This window comes from Labilithrix sp., from assembly GCA_019637155.1.
GTDB lineage: Bacteria > Myxococcota_A > Polyangia > Polyangiales > Polyangiaceae > Labilithrix.
The window spans coordinates 162,279-185,263 of sequence record JAHBWE010000009.1 but is presented as its reverse complement, the minus strand read 5'-3'; the positions used below and the strand labels follow the sequence as shown (position 1 = coordinate 185,263).

Below are 22,985 nucleotides of genomic sequence, written 5' to 3'. Positions count from 1 at the left end.
CACGTGGAACATTCGAAGGACGAAGCGTCGTCGGACAGGTTCGAGATGCGCCTCGAGTGCGTCGTGAAACAGCGAGAGGAGCCGAAGGGCGAGGCGCCGTGTATCGCGCGCAGTCTCGTCCGGAAGGCCAGGCGCGCGCGACTGAGGCGCATGCCTCGCGAGGTCGTCGGATCCGTCCGAGGCGCCCTCCACCGGGAGGCGGAGAGCGGCGAAGCGGAAACGAGCGCACCGTCAGGAGCTGGACGCGGTGCCCCGGGCACGAGAGGTGGAATCGAGGATGCGTCGCACGTTGCTGGTGTCCAGGTGAAACGCTCGATGTCGCGGTGTCGTCGGGGCCATTCGAGGCGGGCCCCGCCACTGGAAGCGGAGAACGAGAGGAGTCGGAGCGGCGAAGCGGGAAACGAGCGCACCGTCAGGAGCTGGAAGCGGTGCCCCGGCACGCGAGGTGGAGTTGAAGATGCGTCGCACGTTGGCTGGTGTTCATGTGAACGCTCGAGGTCGCAGTGTCGTCGGACCCCTTCGAGGCGACGACGCCGCTGGGCGGAGAACGAGAGGAATCGAAGCGGGAACGAGCGCGCCGTCCGCGTCCGGAAGCGGTGTCGGGGCGCGAGGTGGAGTCGAGGATGCGTCGCATGCCTCGCGAGGTGTTTCACGTGAAACGCTCGAGGGGAATCGGATCCGTTCGAGACACTCTTCACCCCGAGTGCGCGGCGACCGGGAGGAGTCGAAGAGGTGCTCCGCGACGGCGCGGTTCGCAAAGCCGTGGCGCGACAATGCGGTGGAGTCGAGGACGCGTTGCTCGCGTCACACTCCTCGCGAGGTGTTTCACGTGAAACGCTCGCGGGCGCTGCATCATCGGGCCCGCTTGAGACGCCCTCTCCACCCACGTGCGCCGGGACCACGAGGGCGCAGGTGTCGCACGGGCTTGAAGTCGAGGCTCAACCTCCGCACGGTAGCGCCGTAGGGCGCGTGCCTGCGTCTCCCTCCAGGTGTTTCACGTGAAACGTGCGGCCGCTGCGATCTCGCGAACGAGCGTGTCGACGTCGTCGTCGGTGTGGCTGGCGGTCAGGGTGAGGCGGAGACGGGAGGTGCCGTCGGGGACCGTGGGGGGGCGGATGGCGGGGAGGTCGATGCCTGCGGCGGCGAGGTGCTTCGAGAAGGCCAGCGCGCGCGCCGGCGCACCGAGGACGATCGGGACCACGTGGCCGAAGCCGAGCGGCTGGATACCCTCGATCGCCGCAAGCTTCGTGCGCGCGCGTGTCGCGAGGCGGAGGGCTCGCTCGCGCAGCGCGGGCTCCGCGCGCGCGCGCGCGACGGCGGCGCGGCCCGCCTCTGCGCTGGCGGGGGAGAGGCCCGTCGAGAACACGAACGAGCGCGCTCGGTTCCAGAGCCACTCTCGCAGCACCGCGCGGCCGCCCACGAGCGCGCCCTGGCTCCCGAACGACTTGCCCAGCGTCACCACCAGCACGTCCGGCGTGATGCCCGCCTCCGCGCAGCGACCGCGGCCGTCCGGACCCAGGACGCCGGCCGCGTGCGCCTCGTCGACGACGAGCGCCGCGTCGTGCTCGTCGCAGAGACGGCGCAGCCGCCCGAGGTCGGGGCCGTCGGCGTCCATCGAGTAGTAGCTCTCGACGACCACCCAGCGGCGGACCCCACGCGCCGATCCGACGAGCGCGCGCTCGATCGCCGCGGCGTCGTTGTGCGGGACCACGACCGGGCGCACCCGCGCGAGGCGCATGCCGTCGATGAGCGAGGCGTGGTTCAGCGCGTCGCTGATGACGACGTCGTCGGGCTCGAGGAGCGCCGAGAGCGCCCCGACGTTCGCGGCGTAGCCCGACGTGAAGGCGAGACACGACTCGACTCCGAGGAACGACGCGACCTCGCGCTCGAGCGCCTCGTGCTCCGTTCGTTCGCCGGCGACGAGGCGGGAGGCGCCGGCGCCCGACGGCGCGTCGATGCGCGTCCGCGCCGCGAGCCCGAGGTAGTCGTTGGAGCAGAACGAGATCGCGCCAGGTTGCTGTGGCGCGCGCGGGTGACGGCGGAGGCCTCGGGCGTCGAGCGCGTCCAACGCCGCGCCGAGGTGGGCGAGGGGATCGATGCGCTTCATCCGAGCACCGATCAGACGTTCACGATCGGACGTTCACTGGTCCGATGCGCAGGTCACCAGCGCCTCGTCCAGCTGCCCGAGGACGCGCTTGAGCATGTCCTTCGCGCGGCGCTCCACGTGGATGCGGCGCGCGCGCTCCTGCTCGAGCTCGTGCGCCAGCGCGATCGCGGCGAGGAGAACGGCCTGTCCATTCGCGGGCTTGCCGGGAGGCAGGACCTCCTCGACCTTCGCGTTCACCGTCCCGACCAGCCGCTGGAGCTCTTCCTCGCTCGACGAGCTCACGACCCTGTAGCTCTGCCCCGCGATTCGAAGGCTGATCGGGCGACCATCCATTCGACCGACGCTAGCACAGCGCTCAGCGCGTGATGGCTTCGTAGATGAAGAGCGCCGGCAGCAGGAAGTACTCGAGGTCGAGGTGCACACCGAGGACCGCGTCCGCTTGTTTGCCGTCGCCGAAGCCGTAGCGGCCCTGCAAGAAGAGGCCGACGCCCGGCGAGTAGAGCGAGTGGTAGTTGAAGCTCCGCGCGCCCCAGAAGATGGTGGCCTGCGCGCCCGGCTCCCAGCCGAAGCGGCTCGTGCGCGCGAAGGCGCCGGCGGAGAAGATGAACGCCGGTTCACCCGCGGGTACGAGCCACTCGAGACCGCCGCCCGTCTGGAACGTGTCGAACGCCTCGGTGGCGAGGTCGACGTAAGGACCGAAGGCCATCTGTCCGGCGCGGTCGCGGAAGAAGAGCGCGTCGAAGCGGCCGCCGAGGTGATAGGCGACGCGCGGCCCGTTCGAGGCGCGCATCTCTCGCAGCGTCGCGCCCGTCGTCAACGCTCCGCTGAATTGCGGCTCGGCCGCGGCGGACGGCGCGAACGCGACGGCGCCGAGCGCGGTCGCGACCAAGACGAAGAAGGAGCGTGCGCCGAGACGCATCGCTCCTTCTTCTCACGAAACCGGTGCCGTCGGGGAGAGGGTCGGTCAGCCGCCCTTGCACGCCTCGCGGTCCTGACAGAACTCGCACGGCACCACTTCGTCCTGACCGGCCGAGCACGGCGGCTCGGCCTCGGCGCCGCCGCCCGTGCCGCCGGTGCCGCCCGTCGTCGTCTGGCGGTTGCAGTCGATGCCGGGCGTGAGGGGATCGTCGCCCGTCAGGAACGAGATGAGGCAGCGATTGCAGACGCGGATCGGGAGCTGGTACTCGTCGGTCTCGAGGTCGACGCCGCCGAGCGATTCGCCGAAAGCGCGGATATTGGCGAGGATCAGCCTCGTCTGTCCCGGCGCGAGCCCGTTCGCGATGCGCGACATCGTGGGCGCGTCGATCGCGATGATCTGGATGGGGCCGAAGCTGGGGACCGCGCCCGTCGCCGCGTCGACGAAGCCCTGGCTCAGCGAGGTGAACTCTCCGAGGCTGTTGCCGTTCGCGTCCGTCACGCGGACGATCGCGCCGGTGATCTTCGCGCGGTTCGGCTCGGTCCTCGCGGCGAGCGGGTCGCCGCGCTGGATCATCTGGTTCCCGACGAGGAGGATCGCGCTGTAGTTGTCGCGCACGGCGACGTCGACGACGCCCTCGAAGAGCGCGGGCTGCTGCGGATCGCCCGTGTAGACGCAGGCGCCGCCCTGTCGATTGACCGACGGCGCGAGGGCCTGGCGAATGAAAATGGACTGGTCGTTGTCGGCGCAAGCCGGAGCTACCAGGAGGGCGAGCGTGGCGATCGCCGTGGCCGTGAGCGTATGTCCGAGAAGCCTCATCTTGACCTTCCGAGGACGAGCGTAACGTCCGGGCTCGGGCCCAGCCAAATTTGGCGCAGGTTGACTCGGCACGAGGCTTTTGCAAGAAGCCGCGCATGCCGATCGAGATTCGTCAGACCCCGATGGGGGGTGAGCTGCGGGATTTCCTGGACGTCGTGGACGTCATCTACGAGGACGACCCGCGCTACATCCGTCCGCTCGACATGGACCTGCGGGATCGGCTCGACCCGAAGAAGAACCCGTTCTTCGAGCACGCCGACGGCGTCGTGTTCACCGCCCATGACGGCGGCAAGTGCGTCGGGCGCGTCACGGCGCAGATCGATCGCGAGCACCTCGCGCGGCACAAGGACGACGTCGGCTTCTTCGGCTTCCTCGACACGGTCGACGACCCCGCGGTGGCGGCGGCGCTCCTCGAGCGCGCGGAGGCGTGGCTCAAGGACCGCGGCATGAAGACGGCTCGCGGGCCGATGTCGCTCTCGATCAACGAGGAGATCGGCTGCCTCGTCGACGGCTTCGATTACCCGCCCGTCCTCATGAACCCGCATCACCGTCCTTATCAAGGCGGCCTGATCGAGAAGGCCGGCTACGCGAAGGCGAAGGACGTGTGGGGCTGGCGCTACGAGGTGGGGGAGCCGAACGCGCGCGTGAAGAAGGCGCAGGAAGACATCCGCGCGATGCCCGAGGTGACGGTGCGGAAGATCTCCAAGAAGGACATCGATCGCGACGTCGCGCTCACGCTCGACATCTTCAACGAGGCCTGGCAGGACAACTGGGGCTACGTCCGCGCGACGCAGAAGGAAGCGGACAAGATGGCGGCGGACATGAAGATGTTCCTCGTCCCGGACATCACCGTCCTCGTCCTCATCGACGGCAAGCCCGCCGCGGTCGCGGTCGCGCTGCCGAACGTCAACGAGCTGATCGGCGATCTCCGCGGCAAGCTCTGGCCGCTCGGCCTGCCGAAGCTCTTCTATCGATTGAAGGTCGAGGGCGCGAAGAGCGGCCGCCTCCTCCTCCTCGGGATCAAGAAGGAGTTCCGGCTCAACCGGAAGTACGCCGCGCTCTCGCTCTTCCTCTACGCGGAGATGAACGACGGCGGAAAGCGCGCCGGCATGTCGTGGGGCGAGCTCGGCTGGACGCTCGAGGACAACGCCGCCGTCAACGCCGGCATCCGCATGATGGGCGCGAAGAAGTACAAGACCTACCGCGTCTACGAGAAGAGCCTGGCATGACCGAAGAAAAGAAGATGCGCGTTCTCGTCACCGGCGGCTCCGGTTTCCTCGGCAGCCACGTCGCGGAGCAGCTCACGCGCGACGGTCACACCGTCGTCGCGTTGGTGCGGAAGAGCTCCAACCGCAAGTTCCTCTCCACGCTCCCGAACCTCGAGCTCGCGGAGGGCGGGGTCGAGGACCGCGCCGCGGTGGACCGCGCGATGAAGGACGTCGACGCCGTCGTCCACTCCGCCGGCCTCGTGAAGGCGCGGAGCGAGGCGGAGTTCCGGCAGACGAACACGGAGGGCACCGTCAACCTCCTCGAGGCCGCGCGCGAGCACGCCCCGAACCTCAAGCGGTTCGTGCACGTCTCGAGCCTCGAGGCGTGCGGGCCCTCCCTCGACGGCAAGCCGGTGGAGCCGAGCCAGGAGCAGCCGGTCACCGCCTACGGCCGCTCGAAGCTCGCCGCGGAGAAGGAGGTCCTGGTACGGAAGGACAAACTCCCGGTCGTCATCCTCCGGCCAGCAGCAATTTACGGGCCGCGAGACATCGAGATCTTCGAGGCGTTCCTCGCGGCGAGCCGGCGGCAGTATCCGGTGATCGGCGACGGCTCGATGGTCGCCTGCTACACCTACGGCCCCGATTGTGCGCGCGCGTGTGTGGCGGCCATCAACGCGGACATCCCGAGCGGCAGCGTCTACTTCGTCGACGACGGCGAGCCGCTGCCGATGTCCCGCGCGATGGGCGAAATCCTTCACGAAGCGCTGGGCACGAGCGCGCTCGTCCGCTTCGGCGTGCCGTTCCCGGTCCTCCGCCTCGCGTCGATCGGCGTCGAGGCCTACGGGCGGGTCCGAGGGCGGGCGGTCATGCTCACGCGCGAGAAGGTCGCGGCGCTCAGGAACCACTGGGTGTGCGAGAGCAAGAGGACCCGCGAGGAGCTCGGCTGGCAGCCGGAGGTGACCTTCCCCGAAGGTGCGAAGCTCACCGCAGCCTGGTACCGCGAGAACGGCTGGCTGTAAGCGCGGTTAAAATTCGCGGAGACCTTGCACGGTTCATTGCCCCTCTCCTACGGTTGATCCCCGCTAGGGAGTCGCATTGCCTCAGTTCGTCGGCGGGAAGTACCAGCTCATCGCACAGCTCGGAGGAGGCGGAATGGCCGACGTCTTCCTCGCGAAGCTCTCCGGAAAGAGCGAGTTCGCCAAGCTCTCCGTCGTCAAGAAGCTGAAGTCGACCGAGGACGACGACCCCGAAATCACGGCGATGTTCGCGGACGAGGCGCGCCTCACGTCACGCCTCAACCATCCGAGCATCGTCCAGACCTTCGAGGTCGGCGAGGACGAGAGCGGTCCGTTCCTCGTGATGGAGTACATCGAAGGCCAACCGCTCGGCCGCATCCGCTCGCGCGCGGCGCGCCGCGGCAAGACGCTGTCGCGCGCGATGGCGCTCAAGATCATGCGCGAGACGGTGGGCGCTCTCGCCTACGCGCACGAGCTCGCCGACCACGACGGCAAGCTGCTCAAGGTCGTCCATCGTGACGTCTCGCCCGAGAACATCATGGTCACGTACGCGGGCCTCACGAAGCTCGTCGACTTCGGCGTCGCGAAGACGGCGGCGTCGATGAGCAAGACGCGCGCGGGCGTCCTCAAGGGCAAGGTCGCGTACATGGCGCCCGAGCAAGCGCGCTCGGACGAGAACATCGACGAGCGGGTCGACATCTTCGCGGTCGGGCTCATCCTCTGGGAGCTCCTCACCGCGAAGCGCCTCTGGGAAGGCCTCTCCGAGGCGAAGGTGTTCGAGCGCCTGCTCGACAAGGAGCCGCTCCCGCGCGCGAAGGAGGTCGTCCCCGAGATCCCCGACGAGCTCGACGAGATCTGCGCGAAGGCGATCGCGAAGGACAAGGAGGATCGCTACGCCACGGCGCACGAGCTCCTCGACGCCCTCGAGCGCGCGATCGCGAAGCTCGACCTCCGCGCGTCGGATCGCGAGATCGGTCAGTTCGTGTCCGGTCTGTTCGAGGCGGAGCGCGAGAAGGTGAAGGCGCTGGTCACGAGCGCGATGGCGAAGAAAGAGGAGGAGACGCCGAGCTCGCCGAAGACGCTCGAAGACTCGGATCCTCTGATGTGGCGCGCCGACACGACCGGCGATCACTCGATCCCGAAGCTCCCGACCGAGAGCAGCAAGTCGAGCGGGACGAAGGAGGACTCGAAGTCGAGCACGTCGACCGCCGTCTTCGAGACGAAACACGCGGAGGCGCAGTTCCGGACGCGACCGGCGAAGCCGCTCCTGATCGGCGTGGGCGCCGTCGCCGCGCTCGCGCTCGCGGTGCTGGCCGGCAAGAACCTCGGCGGAGCGCCGCCGCCGCCGCCGGTCGAGGAGCCGCTCCCCGTCGTCGCGACGGAGACGCCGCCGCCGCGCCCGATCGCGACCGAGCCCGTCGACACCAGCATCACGATCGAGGTCACCGTGCGCCCGCAGAACGCGCGCATCTTCGTCGACGGCGCGCGCGTCGCCGGCAACCCGTACAAGATGAAGACCTCGCGCGGGTCCGCCGCGCACGAGGTCCGCGCCGAGGCCGAGGGCTACGAGACGCGCACGATCGCGGTCACGTTCGATCGCGATCGCGCCATCGATCTCATCCTCAACCGGCAGGCATGGGGCGTCCCCGCCCCGGCTCCCGCGCCCGCCCCCACCACCGCGCCGCCGCCCGCGCCGAAGCCACCCGCGCCGGCGCCCGCAGCTCCCGCGCCGGCGCCCGCCCCCGCTCCGACAGGGATCAGCGAAATCGATCCCAGCAAACCGAAGCCCGGGCAACAAGACAAACTCGACACCGACGTCTTCAAGAGGTGATGACAATGACGGGAGCCTGGCTCGCCGTACGACGAAGCTCGATCGTTTTCGCCACGACGCTTTCCCTTACTTCCTGGTCCGGAGTCGCCCTCGCCGACGACGAGGCGGTGACCCGCTTCGAACGCGGCGTGCAGCTCTACGAGGGAGAGAACTACGAGGGCGCGCTCGTCGAGTTCACGACCGCGTACGAGCTCTCGAAGAACTACAAGCTGCTCTACAACATCGCGATCTGCCAGACCGCGTTGAAGGACTACGTCGTCGCGACGGAGACGTTCCAGCGGTACCTCGCCGACGGCGGGGCGGAGATCCCCGAGGCGCGCAAGGCGGACGTCAACGAGCGCCTCGCGAAGCTCGCGCTCAACGTCGCGCACGTGACGGTCACGACCGACGCGCCGCCGGGGACGACGCTCATGATCGACGACCAGCCGGTCGCGACGACGCCGCTCCCGGAGTCGATCGCGGTGAAGATCGGGCGCCGTCAGTTCTCGATCGTGGTGAACGGGCGCCGCGCGGCGCAGACGGTCTCGATCGCTTCGGGCAACGAGAACGCGCCGATTCACCTCACCGTCGCGGAGACCGTCCCGCCGCCGGTGGAGGCGCCGCAGCAGAGCGCGCCGCCGCAGGCAGCTTCGCCGTCGTTCCCCTATCTCTGGTGGGGCATGACGGGCGCGCTCGGCGTCGCCTCCGCGGTGGTGGGGACGTTCGCGGTGGGCAAGCGCAACGACTTCGAGGAGCGGCAAGCCACCTTCGGCGTGAGCCGCAAGTCGCTCGAAGACGCGCAGTCGAGCGCGCAGACGCTCGGCGTCGTCACCGACGTCCTGCTCGTCGCGACCGTCGCGGCGGCGGGCGTCTCGACCTGGTTCACGATCGACTACGTGAAGAAGAAGAAGCGGAGCACGGGGCTGGTCGTGACTCCCTTCGGTGTAGGATACACGCGGAGCTTCTGATGAAGACGAGCGCAGGTGGAGTCGTCGCGACGACGGTCTCCCTTTTTCTCATCGCCGCCGCCGGGTGCGTCGACGAAGACCCGATCGTCACCGGCAATCGCCGCCCCGACTCCGACGCCGGCGCGACCGACAGCGGACCGACGATCGCCACCGTCGTCCCCGAGAGCGACCAACCCGACGAGGACGCCGCCGACTGCCGTCACTGTCAAGAGACGCTCAGCACCGACACCGCGCGCGGAACGCTGTGCCGCAAGAACGTCACGCCGGGAGGCATCAGCTCGACGCGGACCCTCAACGCCCTCGTCGACTGCGTCTGCTACGACCAATGCATCGAGCCGTGCACGAGCTACTGCTCCGGCTCGAAGAACAACGAAGACTGCCAGCTCTGCGTCATCACGCAGTGCTCGGCGCAGTTCAACGCCTGCGTCGCGGATCAGGCCCCGTGATGCGGCGCACACTCTTCACGATCGCCGTCGCCGGTCTCGTCGTCGCCTGCACCGCGATCGTCTCGACCGATCCCGTTCAATGCAAAAACGACGGCGACTGCACGAAGCGCGGTCCGGACTTCGTCGACACGGTCTGCGACAACGGGCTCTGCGCGCCCTCCGCCGCGCAGGCCGACGCCGCGCCCGCCGGCGAGTGCGCGAAGAACAGCGACTGCGCCGGCAAGGGCGAAGGCCTGGTCTGCGCGTCGCACACGCTCGAGTGCGTGAAGCTCGAGAGCGACGACTGCAAGGTCGTGTACGGCGACGGCGCGGCGGACGGCACGATCCTCTACGGGCTCCTCAGCGAGATCGGCCCGGAGGACACCAACTACTTCCGGCAGCAGCAGCACGTCTCCGCCGCGAAGCTCGCGTTCGCGGAGTTCTTCGAGCGCGCGGGGGCGAGCTTCCCCGGCGGGGCGAAGGGCGCGCTCGTCGCGTGCAGCGAGCACTTCCCGCGCAAGGTCTCCGCGCACCTCGCGAACCTCGGCGTGAAGGCGGTCATCGGTCCGTCGGCCGAAGATCGGCAGCGCGCCGTCGTCGAGACGCTGCTTCCCGCGCGCGTCCCGTCGTTCACGCCGTGGATCAACGGCAACCCCGGCTCCGTCGTCCCCGGCAGCGCCGGCTTCGCGTGGCTCGCGGCGTTCCAGCGCGCGGACGTCGTCGCTCCGCTCAACGCGCTCGTCGCCGAGCGCGAGGCGCACCTCCGCTCGCAAGGGAAGACGAAGGTCCGCGTCGCGGTCGTCGTCAACGAGCCCAACCCCACCGAGGCGGGGGTGCCGTTCAACGCGTACGCGGAGTACGGCGACATCATGGACCAGCGCCTCGTCTTCAACGGCAAGACCGCGGTCGAGAACCAGAGCGACCCCACCTGCGACGGCAACGCTTGCTACAAGCGGTTCGCGACGAACCAGGCCGTCCTCGCGACGGTGAACGAGCGCGCGGACGCGATCGTCGCGTTCAAGCCCGACCTCGTCGTCCCGTTCACGGACATCGACTGGGGCGCGCAGCTCTTGCCCGCGCTCGAGGCGCGCTTCGCGGCGCTCCCGGTCGCGGAGCGCCCGACCTACGTGCAGCCGTTCCTCCAGATCGAGGACGCGGGGTACAAGGAGCTCGACGTCGCCGACGCGTCGCTGCGCGCGCGCATCACCGGCATCCGCCCGCTGCGCGACAACAGCTTCGAGCTCTTCGCGAACAAGTTCCGCGCGGCGTACACGTCGCCGAGCGACACGACGAAGCAGGGTCCGCCGCCGAACCCGGGCGCCGGTCGCGCGTTCGAGACGTCGCTCCTGCTCCTCCTCACCACCTACGCGGCGCTCGCCGAGAAGCCGAACGCCACGCCAGAGGAGATCGTCGCGGCGCTCCCGATCGTGACCGATCCGAACGGCACACGCGTGACGCTCAACGATCTCGTCACCGGCGTCGGCGCGCTGAACGCGAAGGCGCGGATCAACTTCGACGGTCTCTTCACCTTCTTCGACCTCGACATGAGCACGCACTCGGCCCCCGCGACCTGGACCACCTGGTGCCTCGGCCCGTCACGAACCTACGACTCGACCAACCGCATCTTCCGCAACAACACCTTCGACGGCCCCCCCGACGTTTGCCCCTAACGCGCGAACCTCGAAACGGGGCCGTGTCGGGGGCGGAACCCCCGACGGTGCTAGAGGACGCGAGCACGCACCGCCTGAGTCGATCAGACCGCAATCGGTGCGAGTAATTTCAGCCACTTGCCTGCCTGATGCGGCGGCATGTTGCGTGCTGGTCAACATGGCATGTCCTATTCGGTCGTCCGGCCGCTACCGGTCCATCCGCGGCGTGCTGCCGCGGCGAGGACCGTCATCACGCGCGGCCGGACCCAGGAGCGGATCGGTTGGACCTTCCTCCTCTTCTGGTTCGTCGCCGGCATGTTCGGCGGCGTCGCCCTGATGAAGAGCGCGCTCGGCCGCACGCCGGTGCTCCAGCACGTGGCGCAGGAGATCCGCGCGTTCGTGCGCTGACGCTCAAAGTCCGAGGCGGCGGCGCAGATCGGCCGCGTCGTCGAACGAGAGGAGCGCGCACATCTGCCCGAGGAGGCCGGCGAAGGCGTCCTCGGGCATCGATGCGCGGGCGCCGCCGAGGATCTCGGCGCGCTCTTCGCGGTTGGAGGAAGGGATGAACGAGCGCAGCGCGCGCATCATCTCCGGCGGCGGGATCGACGCGAGGATCGCGTCGTGGATGTCGAGGAGCTCCTTTGGCGTGAAGAGGCGCTCGAGGAGCGGCTGCACCACGCGCTCTTCGTACGCCATGTGCGCGAGCGTCTCGGCGACGAAGACGCTGTAGTGGAGGTACAGAGTCTGGCCGAGCGATCGCTGCGCGGCGGGGAGGTCCGACTCGCGCAGCGTGCGCGCGAGCGAGCGGAGCTCGGCGACCTGCGTCGCGTGCTCGGCGTGCTCCTCGTCGAGGGTCGTGACCGGCGCCGCGGAGCGCGCGAGGAGCGCGGGGCGCAGGAACGCGTCCTCGTGCTCGATGTGCGCGTCGCAGAACGCGAGCACCGACTCGAGCTCGTCGATGACGTTGTCGCGCTCGAGCGGCTCGGTGAAGTCGGCGGCGCCCATCCGGACGAGGAGGAACGAGAGCTCGTAGCGCAGCGCCTTGTGCGGCGCGCGGTAGACCTGCGGGTGCGACGGCTGGACGTGCCGCGAAGGAAGCGTGGACGGGGCCTGGGACGCGACGTTGTTCATGCCTCCACCATGACCCACGCCCGCGCGGCGCGATCCTAAGAGGTCCGTCCCTACTCCTTCATTCGACCTTAAGGCGACTCGGCCAGGTCGAGCGGGCACTCGAGCTCGAGGCGGAAGCGGCCGCGCGCGACGGGGACGAGGCGGATCTCGGGGCACTTCTGCTCGAGGCGCTTGCGCAACAGGACGAGGCGGCTCTCGAGGTTGTCGCGGAGGGCGGGGAGGCCGAGCGAGCCGTCGAGGCGGAGCTCGCGGTTCGTGAACTCCGTGCGGCCGCTCGCGACGTGCTCGCCGAGGAGCTTCCAGAGGATGCGGCCGGGGAGGTTTCGGACGAGGTACTCGTCGTCGTTGAAGACGCAGTCGTCGCTCTTGAAGAAGCGGAGCTTGAGCGTGCGCGTGCACTCGACCGGGGCCTGCGAGGGCGACTGCGCCGCGGCGACCGGCTCGTCGTCGTCTTCGTCGTCGTCCTTCTCGCGCCGCGCGAACGCGTCGATCGCGGTCGCGATCTGGTTGGCGATGATCTCGAGGAACGCCTCGTGCCACGGCTCGAACGCGGCCGGGCGCGGGCTCTCGAGCGCGAGGACGCCGACGAGCTCGTCGTCCGCGACGAGCGGGATCGCGAGCTGGCTCTGCGCGTCGACGAGGCCCGGGAGCGGGATCTCGGGCCGGAGATCGCGCCCGCCGGTGGAGCGCTGCACGCTCGTGCGGATCGCGCGTCCGTAGCGGAGCTCCGCGCCGACGCCGGAGACGCGCAGCGAGCAGCGCTCGCGCGCGACGGTGCCGATGAGGCCCTCGCCGAACCCGACCTCCGCCCCGATGCCGCTCTCGCCGTAGCCGCGCGCGGCGATCGCGTAGAGGCGCTTCCCGGACTCGTCCGGGAGCAGGATCATCGAGTGCTCGAAGCCGACCGCGTGCTCGAGCGCCTCGAGCGTCGCGGTGTAGAGCGAGCCGACGTCGCGCGGGAGGCGCATCGCCTTCGAGACGTACTGGAGCGCGTAGAGCTCGCCCTTCCACTTCAGCTGCGTGGGCTCGAGCGGGCTCGAGGTGTCCTCGATCGTGTGCATGAAGTTCTCGGTCTTCTCGACGGAGACGACGTCGAAGACGTCCGCGGAGCGGAGCTTGAAGACGCCCGCCATCCCGGTGTGGGTGGCGATCGCGTCGATGCGGCGGCTCATCGACTCGAAGAACGGGCCCTCCGTCTCGTCGTGGTGGTAGCGGAGCACGACGCGGTAGGCCTCGAACGTGACCGGATCGTAGACTTGGAGGCACGCCAGCTTCGTCGCGAGGACGTTCTGCTTCGTCTTGTTGAAGAACTGGCAGGAGAGCGCGACGCGGCCGTCGTCGAGCAAGTACATCTGGCTCGTGTACGTGACGTTCGGGATCCCGTCGGCGCCGCAGGTCGCGATGACGGTGGGCGCGACGCCCTGGAAGCACCGCGCCGGGAGATCGGTGATCGAGAGCGGCTTGCTCATGTCCTCCCTCCGGTCCATGGCTCGCCCGCGTTCGGGCCCGGCGTCTGGCTGAATATCTTTTCGACCTCCACCTCCACCGCCGTCGCGGGCCACGCGTTCCACGGCTTGAGCGTCGACCGCTGCATCCCGATCATCGCGAGCCCGTCGGTGAGCGCGCCGTGGTAGCGCATCACGACGTCGCGCTCCTCCGCCGCCGCCTCCCGCACCTCGCGCACGCGTCCCTTGATCTGCATCGTGCGGTGGTCGATCTGGCGCGAGAAGCACACCGCGACCTGTCCGTTGTCGCGGATGTTCGCGAGCGTGCGCTCGGCGACGATCGTGGGGACGAAGACGGTGACGTGCTGGCGGTCGGCGTGCACGACCGCGCCGCAGCCGCGCATCGCCTCGGGGACGAGCGCTGCGTCGCGCGTGCCGACGAGGATGGACACCCCGCTCTCGAACAGATCCCCCAGCTCGGGAACGATGTGGACTCTTGAGCTCGGAACGGACAAGGCGAAGAGTCCATCCTATCGCAAATCCAGAAAAACCCTGTGCTAGCCTGCGGGGTCCGCGTTCCGGAAGAACGACTAACCCTTCGAGGTTGACTCCGTCATGTTGACTTGGGCGCTCAAGAAGATCCTGGGTACCTCGCACGAGCGCGAGATCAAGAAGCTCCAGCCGTTCGTCGTCGAGATCAACAAGCTCGATGAGAAGATGGCGGCGCTGAAGGACTCCGAGCTCAAGGCGATCACCCCGAAGCTGAAGGAGAAGCTCGACAACGGCGCCACCCTCGACGACATTCTCGTCGAGGCCTTCGCCGCGCTGCGCGAGGCCGGCAAGCGCTCGCTCCGCATGCGCCACTACGACGTGCAGCTCATCGGCGGCATGGTCCTCCACAAGGGCATGATCAGCGAGATGCGCACGGGCGAGGGCAAGACCCTCGTCGCGACGCTCGCCTGCTATCTCAACGCGCTCGAGGGCAAGGGCGTCCACGTCGTCACGGTGAACGACTACCTCGCGCGCCGCGACGCGGAGTGGATGGGCAAGCTCTATGGCTACATGGGGCTCTCCACCGGCGTCGTCGTGAACCAGCAGCGCGACAAGGAGAAGAAGGACGCCTACAAGAGCGACATCACGTACGGCCAGAACAACGAGTTCGGCTTCGACTACCTCCGCGACAACATGAAGTTCAGCGCGCTCGACTACGTCCAGCGCGAGCTCAACTACGCGATCGTCGACGAGGTCGACTCCATCCTCATCGACGAGGCGCGCACGCCGCTCATCATCAGCGGCCAGGCGGAGGCCTCGAGCCAGAAGTACCGCACGATCAACGAGGTCATCCCGCGCCTGAAGAAGGACGAGCACTACGTCGTCGACGAGAAGGGCCACTCGGTGTCGCTCACCGACGACGGCATCGAGGCGGCGCAGAAGCTGATGGGGATCTCGAACCTCTACGATCCCGTCAACCTCGAGTCGCTCCACATCTTGAACCAGTGCCTCCGCGCGCACACGCTCTACAAGCGCGACGTGAACTACCTCGTCACCGATGACGGCAAGGTCCTCATCATCGACGAGTTCACTGGCCGCGTCCTCCCCGGCCGCCGCTGGTCGGACGGCCTCCACCAGGCGGTGGAGGCGAAGGAGCACGTCAACGTCCAGGAAGAGACCCGGACGATGGCGACGATCACGTTCCAGAACCTCTTCCGCATCTACAAGAAGCTCGGCGGCATGACCGGCACGGCCGACACCGAGGCGGAGGAGTTCCACAAGACGTACAAGCTCAACGTCGTCACGATCCCGACGAACAAGGTCATCCAGCGCGTCGACAAGGAGGACCTCGTCTACAAGACCGAGCGCGAGAAGTTCACCGCCGTCACGAACGAGATCCTCCAGGCGCACGAGAAGGGCCGCCCCGTCCTCGTCGGCACGACGAGCGTCGAGAAGTCGAACGCGATCGCGAAGATCCTCAAGAAGAAGGGGATCCCGCACGCCGTCCTCAACGCGAAGCAGCACGAGAAGGAGGCCTTCGTCGTCGCGCAGGCCGGTCGCAAGGGCGCGATCACGGTCTCGACGAACATGGCCGGACGCGGCACCGACATCATCCTCGGCGGCAACGCGGAGATGCTCGCGAAGCTCGAGTTCAAGGAGCAAGGGCGCGACGAGTCCGAGGTCGAGGAGTTCGACAAGACGGTCAAGAAGTACGAGGCCTCCTGCAAGAAGGAGGGCGACGAGGTCCGCGAGGCGGGCGGCCTTCACATCGTCGGCACCGAGCGCCACGAGTCACGCCGCATCGACAACCAGCTCCGCGGCCGCGCCGGCCGCCAGGGCGATCCGGGCTCGAGCATCTTCTACCTCTCGCTCGAGGACGACCTCATGCGCATCTTCGCGGGCGACCGCGTGAAGGGGCTCATGGAGAAGATGGGCATGCCCGACGACGAGCCGATCGAGCACCCGTGGGTCACGAAGAGCATCCAGGACGCGCAGCGCAAGGTCGAGGGCCGCAACTTCGACATCCGCAAGAACCTGCTCGAATACGACGACGTCATGAACGAGCAGCGCAAGACGGTCTACAAGATCCGCCAGCAGCTCCTCCTCGGCATCTACATCCCCGAGGTGACGGACGACGAGGGCAAGCCGACCGGCAAGATCCGGAAGATCGACACGCTCGAGCGCCTCGTCGATGACGTGAAGGGCGCGATCACGGAGATGGTCCTCCACTACGGGACGCCGATGCCGGAGCCGGGCGAGGAGGTGAAGCGCCCGAAGAAGGTCGAGGACACGACCGAGATCTTCGACATGGACGGGCTACGCCACGACGTCTACCAGATGTGGGGCTACCGCTTCGACTACAGGGCGAAGGAGGCGAAGGACGCGCCGCAGGTCTACGAGCGCCTGCTCGAGGAGATCCCGTCTTCCCTCACGCAGCAGCGCGAGCGCCTGCTCGACCTCGTCGATCAGATCGTGAGCGCGGTGGTCGAGGAGAGCTGCCCGCAGAACAAGCCGCCGGAGGACTGGGACTGGAAGGGCATCAAGAACGCGTTCGTCGAGCACTTCGGCGCGAAGCCCCCCGCCGACTTCGAGCACACGCACGATCTCTCCGACCTCGCGCACATGCTCTATCAGGCGGCGCTCGAGCTGCTCGAGGCGAAGGAGAAGGAGATGGGGACGGAGCTCTTGCTCCGCGTCTTCCGCCACTTCTACCTCGAGGACATCGACAAGCAGTGGGTCGAGCACCTCACGAACATGGAGCACCTGCGCGACGGCATCAGCCTCCGCGGCTACGGCCAGCGCGATCCGAAGCAGGAGTACAAGAAGGAGGGCTACGACATCTTCGTCAGCATGATGGCGTCGACGACGTCGAACGTCGTCACGAAGCTCATGTCGGTGAAGCTCCAGAAGGAGACCGACATCGAGCGCATCGAGCGCGAAGACGCGGCCCGCCACCAGCGCCAGGCGCAGCAGATGCAGCTCCGCCACGGCGGCGAGGTCGAAGGCGGCGGCGACGAGGGCGCGCCGCCCGGCGCGAGCCAGCCCCCGCCGCGCCCGCGCGTCGCGACCCCGGTGAAGCGCGCGGAGCCGAAGATCAGCCGCAACGACCTCTGCCCCTGCGGCAGCGGCGAGAAGTTCAAGAAGTGCCACGGCGCCGCCCTCGAAGACGACGACGGCGGCAGCGACGACGCCACGGCGTGACCGCCGCCCCGCCCGCCGGTGTCGAGCGAGTCAGCGCGCGCCGACGAGCGGCGCCGTCGCGACGCCGAGGACGTGGCGGCTCGCGCGGTCCTGCGCGAACGCGACGACGGAGAAGCCGGTGCCCTGCGGCGCCTCGATCGCGGCGGGCACCTTCACGCGCGTCTTCGTCGTGGCGCCGATCGTCACGAGGCTCCGCGCGATCGCGGCGTGATCGAGCGTCTGGCCCGCGTTCTCGCCGCGAGGGACCGCGACGCGGCCGCGGTCCTGCACCACCGCGACGAGCAGCTCCGCGCCGGCGGGCAGCGCCGGCGTCGTCACCGTCACGTCGAACGTGTCCTTCTCGTTCGCGACCGCGACGACCACGAGCTCCACCCTCACGTGCGGCTCCTTCGCGGCGCTCGCGATCGCCTGCTCGATCGCGCTCGCGCGGCTGCCGACCATCTCGCTGCGCCCGTCGACGACGACCTGCGGCGTGTAGCTGCCGCTCTTCAGCGGAGCGTACGATCGCTGGCGCGCCGTCGCGCCCGCCGACGACCAGGGATCCGGCCACCCGAGCCGGTCCCAGTAGTCGACGTGGTGCGCGAGCACGATGACGTGCGCGCCGGCGACGGGCTGCGCGCTCACGAGCCGCGCGGCGACGGCGTCGGCGGGCGGGCAGCTCGAGCACCCCTCCGACGTGAATAGCTCGACGAGGATAGGCGTCGTCCCCGGCGCCGGGGAAACGTGCGGTCCCGGCGGCGCGGCTTCGGCCTGCGGGGCGAGCAGACATGCGGCGCCGGCGAGGGCACCTCCGACCACGAGCACGCCGCCCATCGCCCACGCGAGCCGTCTCATGCCGACACTACGCGCGGGCTCGGCCGCGGTTTCGGCGTATGATCGCAGAGGTGAAGGTCCTTCGTCCTTCCGTCGTTCCTTCCGTCGTTGCGCTCGCGATCCTGCTCGGCGTCGTCGCGCCCGGCTGCGGGAAGGACGACGACGAGGTGGTGATGCCGCCCGTCGTCGTCGCGATGATGGAGACCACGCCCCCGCTCTACGACGACGGCGAGGAGCAGATCTTCCAGGTCACGCGTCAGGTCCCGCTCCCCTACCGTCGCTTCACCGACGCGGAGCGCCCGCGCGGCGATCAGGATCCGTACCCGCGCCCGCCGTTCCATCGCGCCGCCGACTCGCGCGTCACCGTGCGCTTCACGCTCTCGAACCTGAGCGATCAGAGGCAGAACGTCGAGCTCTTGATCGATCCATGGAACGAGTTCGTGCGCTACGAGCCGGGCGTGAGCACGGTCGGCGAGGACGAGCTCCTCCCGAACTTCTCGGGCATCCAGCGCCTCTACACGATCGCGCCGCGCTCACGCATCGAGGGCATCCTCACGCCCGACGACTTCGGCGAGCTCGCGAAGGACCTGACGACGGCGATGAGCCTGGACCGCCGCCCCCCCGATCCGATGGGCGACTTCGGCGGCCCGGCCCTCTTCAACCGCGCCTTCAACGTCCAGAACCGCTCGAGCGAGCCGGACCCGGTCCTCGCGCCGTACATGCCTCCCCGCAACTTCCGCCTCGCCGCGATCACGGGCTTCGACGTGAGCCTGCGCACCGGCGCCGCCGCCCGCCTCGCGGTCGAGCTCATCATCTCCGTCGAGGACCTCGAAGACGATCGCATCGTCGTCGAAGGCGACGAGGGCCGCGTGCTCGCCCGCCCCGGCAACGTGCTGTCCCCACCCGCCGGCGCCCCCTGACCCACCGCCCGGCTTGACTTCCCGCCGTCGATCGATGAACGTCGCGGGTGGAGAGCTGTCCGAGTGGCCGAAGGAGCCTGATTCGAAATCAGGTGGAGGTGCAAGCTTCCCAAGGGTTCGAATCCCTTGCTCTCCGCCAGAGTCTGCTGAAAAGCAGCGTTGTTTCCGGGGGATGCCGACGGGACCGGTTCACGGTTCACCGGCGGTTCACGCGTGTTGACCACCGCTCCTTCGGGTGCGATCGACAGTGGGTGTCCCGCCCCCGCGTCGTCGATCTCGGTCAGCCCGTTCACGCATCTGCTTGCGAAGGTTGCGGCGCGTCCTTCGACGTCATTCCGCGCGCAGCATTGCGCCCGGTCGCCTTCGCCTGGCGGTGCATGCCCGACTGAGTTGGACACGGGCACGGCAGCCCGTACTCGTCGCGAAGGGTGTCGCGAGTGACGAGGCTTTCGTCCATCTCCTGGCAGATCTCGCAGGCCGACCCGTTCCCAACACCGCCGCCGTCGAGACCGAGAAGGCTGCCCGAGACCGCTTCGAGGAGGCTCGGCGGAAGGAGAGAAGGAAGAGGGAGGAGATCAAGAAGCGACGACTACCGCGGGACCAACGCAAGCCAGCGCTCGATGCCGAGCACGCTCCGCTTGCCCAGGAGGCGGTGAGGCTCCGGACCGAGTGGCGTACTGCGCGAGCCAAAGCCGCTCCGGATGTCACCGTTAGCATGGGCCTCGACCTCAACGTGAAATCGGAGGAGTTCGTCGACCACTGTCGCGACGCTTTGGAGGCGACAGCCGCTGCCTCTCGTCGCTGGATCGACTTCTGTGCATGCTTCGGAGTTGAGAGTGCGAACGAGCGGATGGAAGCCACTCCCTTCGCGTTGATCAGTGGGTCGGGGCATCAGCACTTTCTCGGTACGGCTGGCGACCTCATGGAGGCATCTCCCACGCTTCTCCGGCTCGTTCGACCGCGGAAGCGGGCGCCGGCGGAGTCGACGGCCTCTGCTCGACATCGTCAGCCGGAGCACGGAAGCACGACGTGACCCTGTCGAGGAGGCTCATCGCGCGTCGCTCCTCTTCGTCCGCGCCAAGCGGAGCGCTCGCGCTTCCTCCGCCGTCAGGACGGGGAAATGTATCGTGCAGCCTTCCTGATAGGGACGTTTTCGTCGATTGTCGGCGAGACCCATCCGCGACGTCGAGTCGTCGCCAATCATCGACGCGCACGAGCGCACGGTACGCCGAATTTCTCACGCTCGTCCGTTCCTGCGGATCGAGGGAGACGGCGCGCAACAGGCGCTCGGCTGCCTCGCGCTCATCAGGATCGGCGTCTCGATCGCTCGCGAGGGCGCGGAGCTCCTCGATGAGCTTCTCGATGGTGCCGAAGCTGTAGCTCGCGCGGCTGGCGAGGACGCGTGCAATCTGCGAAATGGGGCGATGGTTCATGGCTCGTTTCCTTTCTCGTGAGCGGCGTTGGCGTGATGGCCGGCGCCGTCGATGATCGAGTCGCCGATGGGCGCTCGAAGCTTGACGATGTTGCTGCGTCGACGGCCGCCGTGGATGATGGCGGCGTGACTCGAATCCCCTACGACCAGACGGCCAAGCAGCTCCTCGACGGCGCGCTCGAATGCGCGGGCCGCGCCGAGCTCCAGCACGAGGTGTCGAACGACCCGCAATGGATCGACGTGTGGTTCGAGCGTGACGTGACGAAGTCGCTGCCGCCGGGGCTCTTCGGGAAGATGATCGCGGAGTCGTGTGCGTTCGAGGTGTTCCACGGCGCGCTGAACGTTGCGCAGGCGCTCGATTGCCTCGCGAAGCAGCTCGGCGTGTATCGGCGCCGGCGTCGACGCTCGCTCCGTGTCTCGGCCGACGTACCTCCGATGTGGCTGGTCACGAGCGAACGCCCCAAGGCTGTCTTGAAGGAGCTCCTCGCCGAGCCGCTCAAGGGGTGGCCAGCGGGTTTCTATCGAATGAAGGAGCCGGTGCTGCCTCTGCACCTCGTGGTCGTGGGCGAGCTCCCGCGCGTGCGTGACACGCTCGTCTTGCGCTTGATGGGCGCGAAGAAGGTGCTCAGGGACGCGCTGGAAGAGCTCGGTACGCTTCCCGAAGCGGCGTGGGAGCGCACCGCCGCGACCGGGGCCGTCGGCGTGCTACACTCTCTTGCGGCGAGAGCGTCGAGACTGTCGGACCCCTACGAGAAAGCGATCGTCATGAGCGCCACGGCGATGTACGAACAAGTCAAGAATGAGGGACGCCGGGAGCTCCTGGTTCGGCAGCTCCGACACCGCTTCGGCAAGGTATCCTCGGCTGTCCTCGCACGAATCAACGCGGCCGATAGCGCCCAGCTCGACCGTTGGGGTGAAGCACTGCTCACGGCCGAGACGCTGAACGAGGTCTTCGACCGGAAGCGGTAGGGGCTCTCGCTCAAGAGAACGCGGCGACCACCGCTCGGAGCGCCTCCTTGTTCTTGCTCAGGACAGTGAGGATCGCCTGCTTCATCGCCCCGTAGTCGCAGGCGGTGACGGCGCTGTCGTCGAGCCGCGCCCGGATCCTCGCCGCGCGGACCTTCGCGTGGACCGCGCTCGTCTTGTCGCGATCCGCGAGATCGCCGACGAGCATGCCGTCGATCACGTGGATTGACGCGGTTGCGATGAAGAAGGTCGAGCGTGCGCTCCCGGAGCATCCCGGCGTCGTAAGGACGGTCAAGCGGGAGGCGGAATCGGAGCCCGCCGTTCGCCGAGCTGCCCCACATGATGCCGGTCGGACCTCGCCCTCGGCTACCCGATCCCCGAGCACCACAAGTCACCGACGCTCTGGGACGTCCTCGCGCGGCGTGTCGACGCGCGCGTCGACGCCCTCGTCCGCCGCGCGCTGGTCCTCCCGCTCTCGTCGTTGTCGCACGCGGATCTCGGTCCCACGGACCTGGTCGAGTGCGAACGCCAGCTCCGCGCGCGGATGGGCTGGGACATGAGCAGCGACTTCGCCAAGAGCTGGCTCGACGACGACGCGCTCGCGAGGAAGCGCGAGCGCGTCGACGTGGTGGCGGACGAGCTCGAGCGCTCTCCGGGCGCCTTCGACGATCCCGACCTGCGGCGCTTCATCGCCGATCACATCGTCGAGATCGACGCCGCGGCCAAAGGTAGATGGCGGCGCGCGATGGACCTCTTGAGCGGTTGGCTCCACCCGGAGCTCGGTCACCTCATCGTCGTCGCGGGCGCGCGGGTCCTCCGGGCTGGGCTCGCGAGCCCCGACGAGCTCCGCGCGTGGATCCGAGCCCGTCGCAGCCATGGCTGGGTAGACGACTCATGGGTCGTTCCGCTCGAAGGCATCATCGAAGAGCACGCACCGAAGCCGTTCGCCTGGCCCGCGTTCGAGACCCCTCGGCCGCTCGACGGCGGGCGCTCGTGGACCGCGACCTTCGACAGCTACGATCAGCATCACGAGGTCTGCCACTACCTGGTCCGGATCTTCGAGGGCGAGCACCGGGTCGGCGAGCTCATGGCCGAGGTCGGGCTGGAGTTCGCCGGCGACGACTGGACCGCCCCGGGATTCTTGCCCGAGCTGACCGAGCGGATCGCGCGCGCCGCCGCCGCTACGCGCTCGGTGGCAGGAAGCGTTGCTTGAAGGTGAAGGCGCGCTCGCTCGGGCCGATCGACGTGATGAGCTCGAGGCGCTCCTTCGCGCTCGCGACGGTGGGGAGCTCGCCGCGGCGGATCCACCACATCGCGAGCGCGTGGCCGCCGACGACGGCGGGCTTGTTCACGAACCAGCGGCGGCGGCCGGCGTAGACCTCGGCGTGCGCGGTTCGATACGTGTAGTGGTGGAGCGCCTCGATCGACTCCCAGACCGACATGTTGAACAGCACGTTCGGATCGGACAGCTCGCGTTGCTGCGGGTCGCGCGTGTCGGTGAGGTAGCGCCAGACGAAGCCGGGGCTCCGATCGGCGAGCTGGTTCATCTCGTCGAGGCGCGCGATGTAGTCCGCCATCTGCGGCGAGTCGGCCGGCGCCAGCGCGTACGCGACGTTGGCCTGAGCGAGGTGGTAGTCGGAGGAGCTCACGGGACCGACCTCGTTTGT

At 68.6% G+C, this 22,985-nt stretch carries 23 protein-coding genes and 1 tRNA gene; 14 read left to right on the top strand and 10 right to left on the bottom strand.

All coding sequences use genetic code 11. The annotated features are described in order from the left end of the window. Window positions 1–994: 994 nt before the first annotated feature. From KF837_20520 to KF837_20505, 4 genes are read right to left on the bottom strand one after another with little or no spacing between them, the layout of a single operon-like run. Window positions 995–2,107, bottom strand: coding sequence for an 8-amino-7-oxononanoate synthase (locus KF837_20520; GenBank protein MBX3229714.1), 1,113 nt, complete (start codon window positions 2,105–2,107; stop codon window positions 995–997). A gap of 33 nt (window positions 2,108–2,140) precedes the next feature. Continuing rightward, window positions 2,141–2,440: a cell division protein ZapA gene (locus tag KF837_20515; protein ID MBX3229713.1), complete on the bottom strand. Its 300-nt coding sequence runs from the start codon at window positions 2,438–2,440 to the stop codon at window positions 2,141–2,143. Window positions 2,441–2,462: 22 nt separating this feature from the next. Next, entirely contained in the window at window positions 2,463–3,026 is a 564-nt protein-coding gene (locus KF837_20510) for a hypothetical protein (protein MBX3229712.1), read from the bottom strand. A gap of 45 nt (window positions 3,027–3,071) precedes the next feature. Further along, the gene (locus KF837_20505) at window positions 3,072–3,842 is read right to left on the bottom strand and encodes a hypothetical protein (protein ID MBX3229711.1); all 771 of its coding nucleotides are present in this window, start codon (window positions 3,840–3,842) and stop codon (window positions 3,072–3,074) included. Window positions 3,843–3,937: 95 nt separating this feature from the next. On the opposite strand from KF837_20505, the gene KF837_20500 reads away from it, so the two are divergent. The 7 genes from KF837_20500 (at window position 3,938) to KF837_20470 (ending at window position 11,326) form a co-directional block, all read left to right on the top strand. Then, window positions 3,938–5,071, top strand: coding sequence for a hypothetical protein (locus tag KF837_20500; GenBank protein MBX3229710.1), 1,134 nt, complete (start codon window positions 3,938–3,940; stop codon window positions 5,069–5,071). Window positions 5,072–5,085: 14 nt separating this feature from the next. Beyond that, window positions 5,086–6,069, top strand: a complete 984-nt coding sequence (locus tag KF837_20495; protein MBX3229709.1) for an NAD(P)-dependent oxidoreductase — start codon at window positions 5,086–5,088, stop codon at window positions 6,067–6,069. A 76-nt stretch (window positions 6,070–6,145) separates the two neighbouring features. Beyond that, window positions 6,146–7,897, top strand: coding sequence for a serine/threonine protein kinase (locus tag KF837_20490; GenBank protein ID MBX3229708.1), 1,752 nt, complete (start codon window positions 6,146–6,148; stop codon window positions 7,895–7,897). 107 nt (window positions 7,898–8,004) lie between these two features. After that, window positions 8,005–8,844, top strand: a complete 840-nt coding sequence (locus tag KF837_20485; protein MBX3229707.1) for a hypothetical protein — start codon at window positions 8,005–8,007, stop codon at window positions 8,842–8,844. After that, complete coding sequence (locus tag KF837_20480) at window positions 8,844–9,290, top strand: hypothetical protein (GenBank protein MBX3229706.1); 447 nt, start codon at window positions 8,844–8,846, stop codon at window positions 9,288–9,290. The genes KF837_20485 and KF837_20480 overlap by 1 nt, the downstream gene beginning before the upstream one ends. After that, the gene (locus KF837_20475; protein MBX3229705.1) at window positions 9,287–10,939 is read left to right on the top strand and encodes a hypothetical protein; all 1,653 of its coding nucleotides are present in this window, start codon (window positions 9,287–9,289) and stop codon (window positions 10,937–10,939) included. Before KF837_20480 ends, KF837_20475 begins: the two co-directional genes overlap by 4 nt. A gap of 162 nt (window positions 10,940–11,101) precedes the next feature. Continuing rightward, the gene (locus tag KF837_20470) at window positions 11,102–11,326 is read left to right on the top strand and encodes a hypothetical protein (GenBank protein ID MBX3229704.1); all 225 of its coding nucleotides are present in this window, start codon (window positions 11,102–11,104) and stop codon (window positions 11,324–11,326) included. 3 nt (window positions 11,327–11,329) lie between these two features. On the opposite strand, the gene KF837_20465 is transcribed toward KF837_20470, so the two are convergent. The 3 genes from KF837_20465 to KF837_20455 all read right to left on the bottom strand — a co-directional run bounded on the left by KF837_20465 (window position 11,330) and on the right by KF837_20455 (window position 13,982). Then, window positions 11,330–12,049 (bottom strand): hemerythrin domain-containing protein, encoded by a 720-nt coding sequence (locus KF837_20465; GenBank protein ID MBX3229703.1) that lies wholly within the window; start codon window positions 12,047–12,049, stop codon window positions 11,330–11,332. 68 nt (window positions 12,050–12,117) lie between these two features. After that, the gene (locus KF837_20460; protein ID MBX3229702.1) at window positions 12,118–13,518 is read right to left on the bottom strand and encodes a GAF domain-containing protein; all 1,401 of its coding nucleotides are present in this window, start codon (window positions 13,516–13,518) and stop codon (window positions 12,118–12,120) included. Continuing rightward, a complete protein-coding gene (locus KF837_20455; GenBank protein ID MBX3229701.1) occupies window positions 13,515–13,982 on the bottom strand; it encodes a pyridoxamine 5'-phosphate oxidase family protein in 468 nt (155 codons plus the stop codon). Before KF837_20455 ends, KF837_20460 begins: the two co-directional genes overlap by 4 nt. 127 nt (window positions 13,983–14,109) lie before the next feature. Here KF837_20455 and secA point away from each other — a divergent pair, with 127 nt between their 5' ends. Beyond that, window positions 14,110–17,187: a preprotein translocase subunit SecA gene (secA, locus tag KF837_20450; protein ID MBX3229700.1), complete on the top strand. Its 3,078-nt coding sequence runs from the start codon at window positions 14,110–14,112 to the stop codon at window positions 17,185–17,187. Between the two features lie 30 nt (window positions 17,188–17,217). Here the strand turns inward: secA and KF837_20445 are convergent, their stop codons facing one another. After that, window positions 17,218–18,021 (bottom strand): DUF1223 domain-containing protein, encoded by an 804-nt coding sequence (locus KF837_20445; GenBank protein ID MBX3229699.1) that lies wholly within the window; start codon window positions 18,019–18,021, stop codon window positions 17,218–17,220. A 50-nt stretch (window positions 18,022–18,071) separates the two neighbouring features. Between KF837_20445 and KF837_20440 the strand changes: the two genes are divergently transcribed. From KF837_20440 to KF837_20420, 5 genes are all read left to right on the top strand, one after another. After that, window positions 18,072–18,920, top strand: coding sequence for a hypothetical protein (locus KF837_20440; protein ID MBX3229698.1), 849 nt, complete (start codon window positions 18,072–18,074; stop codon window positions 18,918–18,920). A gap of 49 nt (window positions 18,921–18,969) precedes the next feature. Further along, window positions 18,970–19,059 (top strand) — tRNA-Ser (locus KF837_20435). 234 nt (window positions 19,060–19,293) lie between these two features. Then, window positions 19,294–19,953: a hypothetical protein gene (locus tag KF837_20430; protein ID MBX3229697.1), complete on the top strand. Its 660-nt coding sequence runs from the start codon at window positions 19,294–19,296 to the stop codon at window positions 19,951–19,953. 127 nt (window positions 19,954–20,080) lie between these two features. Continuing rightward, window positions 20,081–20,374, top strand: a complete 294-nt coding sequence (locus KF837_20425) for a hypothetical protein (protein ID MBX3229696.1) — start codon at window positions 20,081–20,083, stop codon at window positions 20,372–20,374. Next, complete coding sequence (locus tag KF837_20420; protein MBX3229695.1) at window positions 20,371–21,321, top strand: DUF4351 domain-containing protein; 951 nt, start codon at window positions 20,371–20,373, stop codon at window positions 21,319–21,321. Before KF837_20425 ends, KF837_20420 begins: the two co-directional genes overlap by 4 nt. Before the next feature lie 10 nt (window positions 21,322–21,331). On the opposite strand, the gene KF837_20415 is transcribed toward KF837_20420, so the two are convergent. Then, complete coding sequence (locus KF837_20415; GenBank protein ID MBX3229694.1) at window positions 21,332–21,613, bottom strand: hypothetical protein; 282 nt, start codon at window positions 21,611–21,613, stop codon at window positions 21,332–21,334. 261 nt (window positions 21,614–21,874) lie between these two features. On the opposite strand from KF837_20415, the gene KF837_20410 reads away from it, so the two are divergent. Continuing rightward, entirely contained in the window at window positions 21,875–22,531 is a 657-nt protein-coding gene (locus KF837_20410; protein ID MBX3229693.1) for a hypothetical protein, read from the top strand. Here KF837_20410 and KF837_20405 read toward each other — a convergent pair. Further along, on the bottom strand, window positions 22,500–22,967 hold the full coding sequence (locus KF837_20405; protein MBX3229692.1) for a DUF3291 domain-containing protein: 468 nt from the start codon (window positions 22,965–22,967) through the stop codon (window positions 22,500–22,502). The two genes, KF837_20410 and KF837_20405, sit on opposite strands and share 32 nt — an antisense overlap. Window positions 22,968–22,985 lie beyond the last annotated feature (18 nt).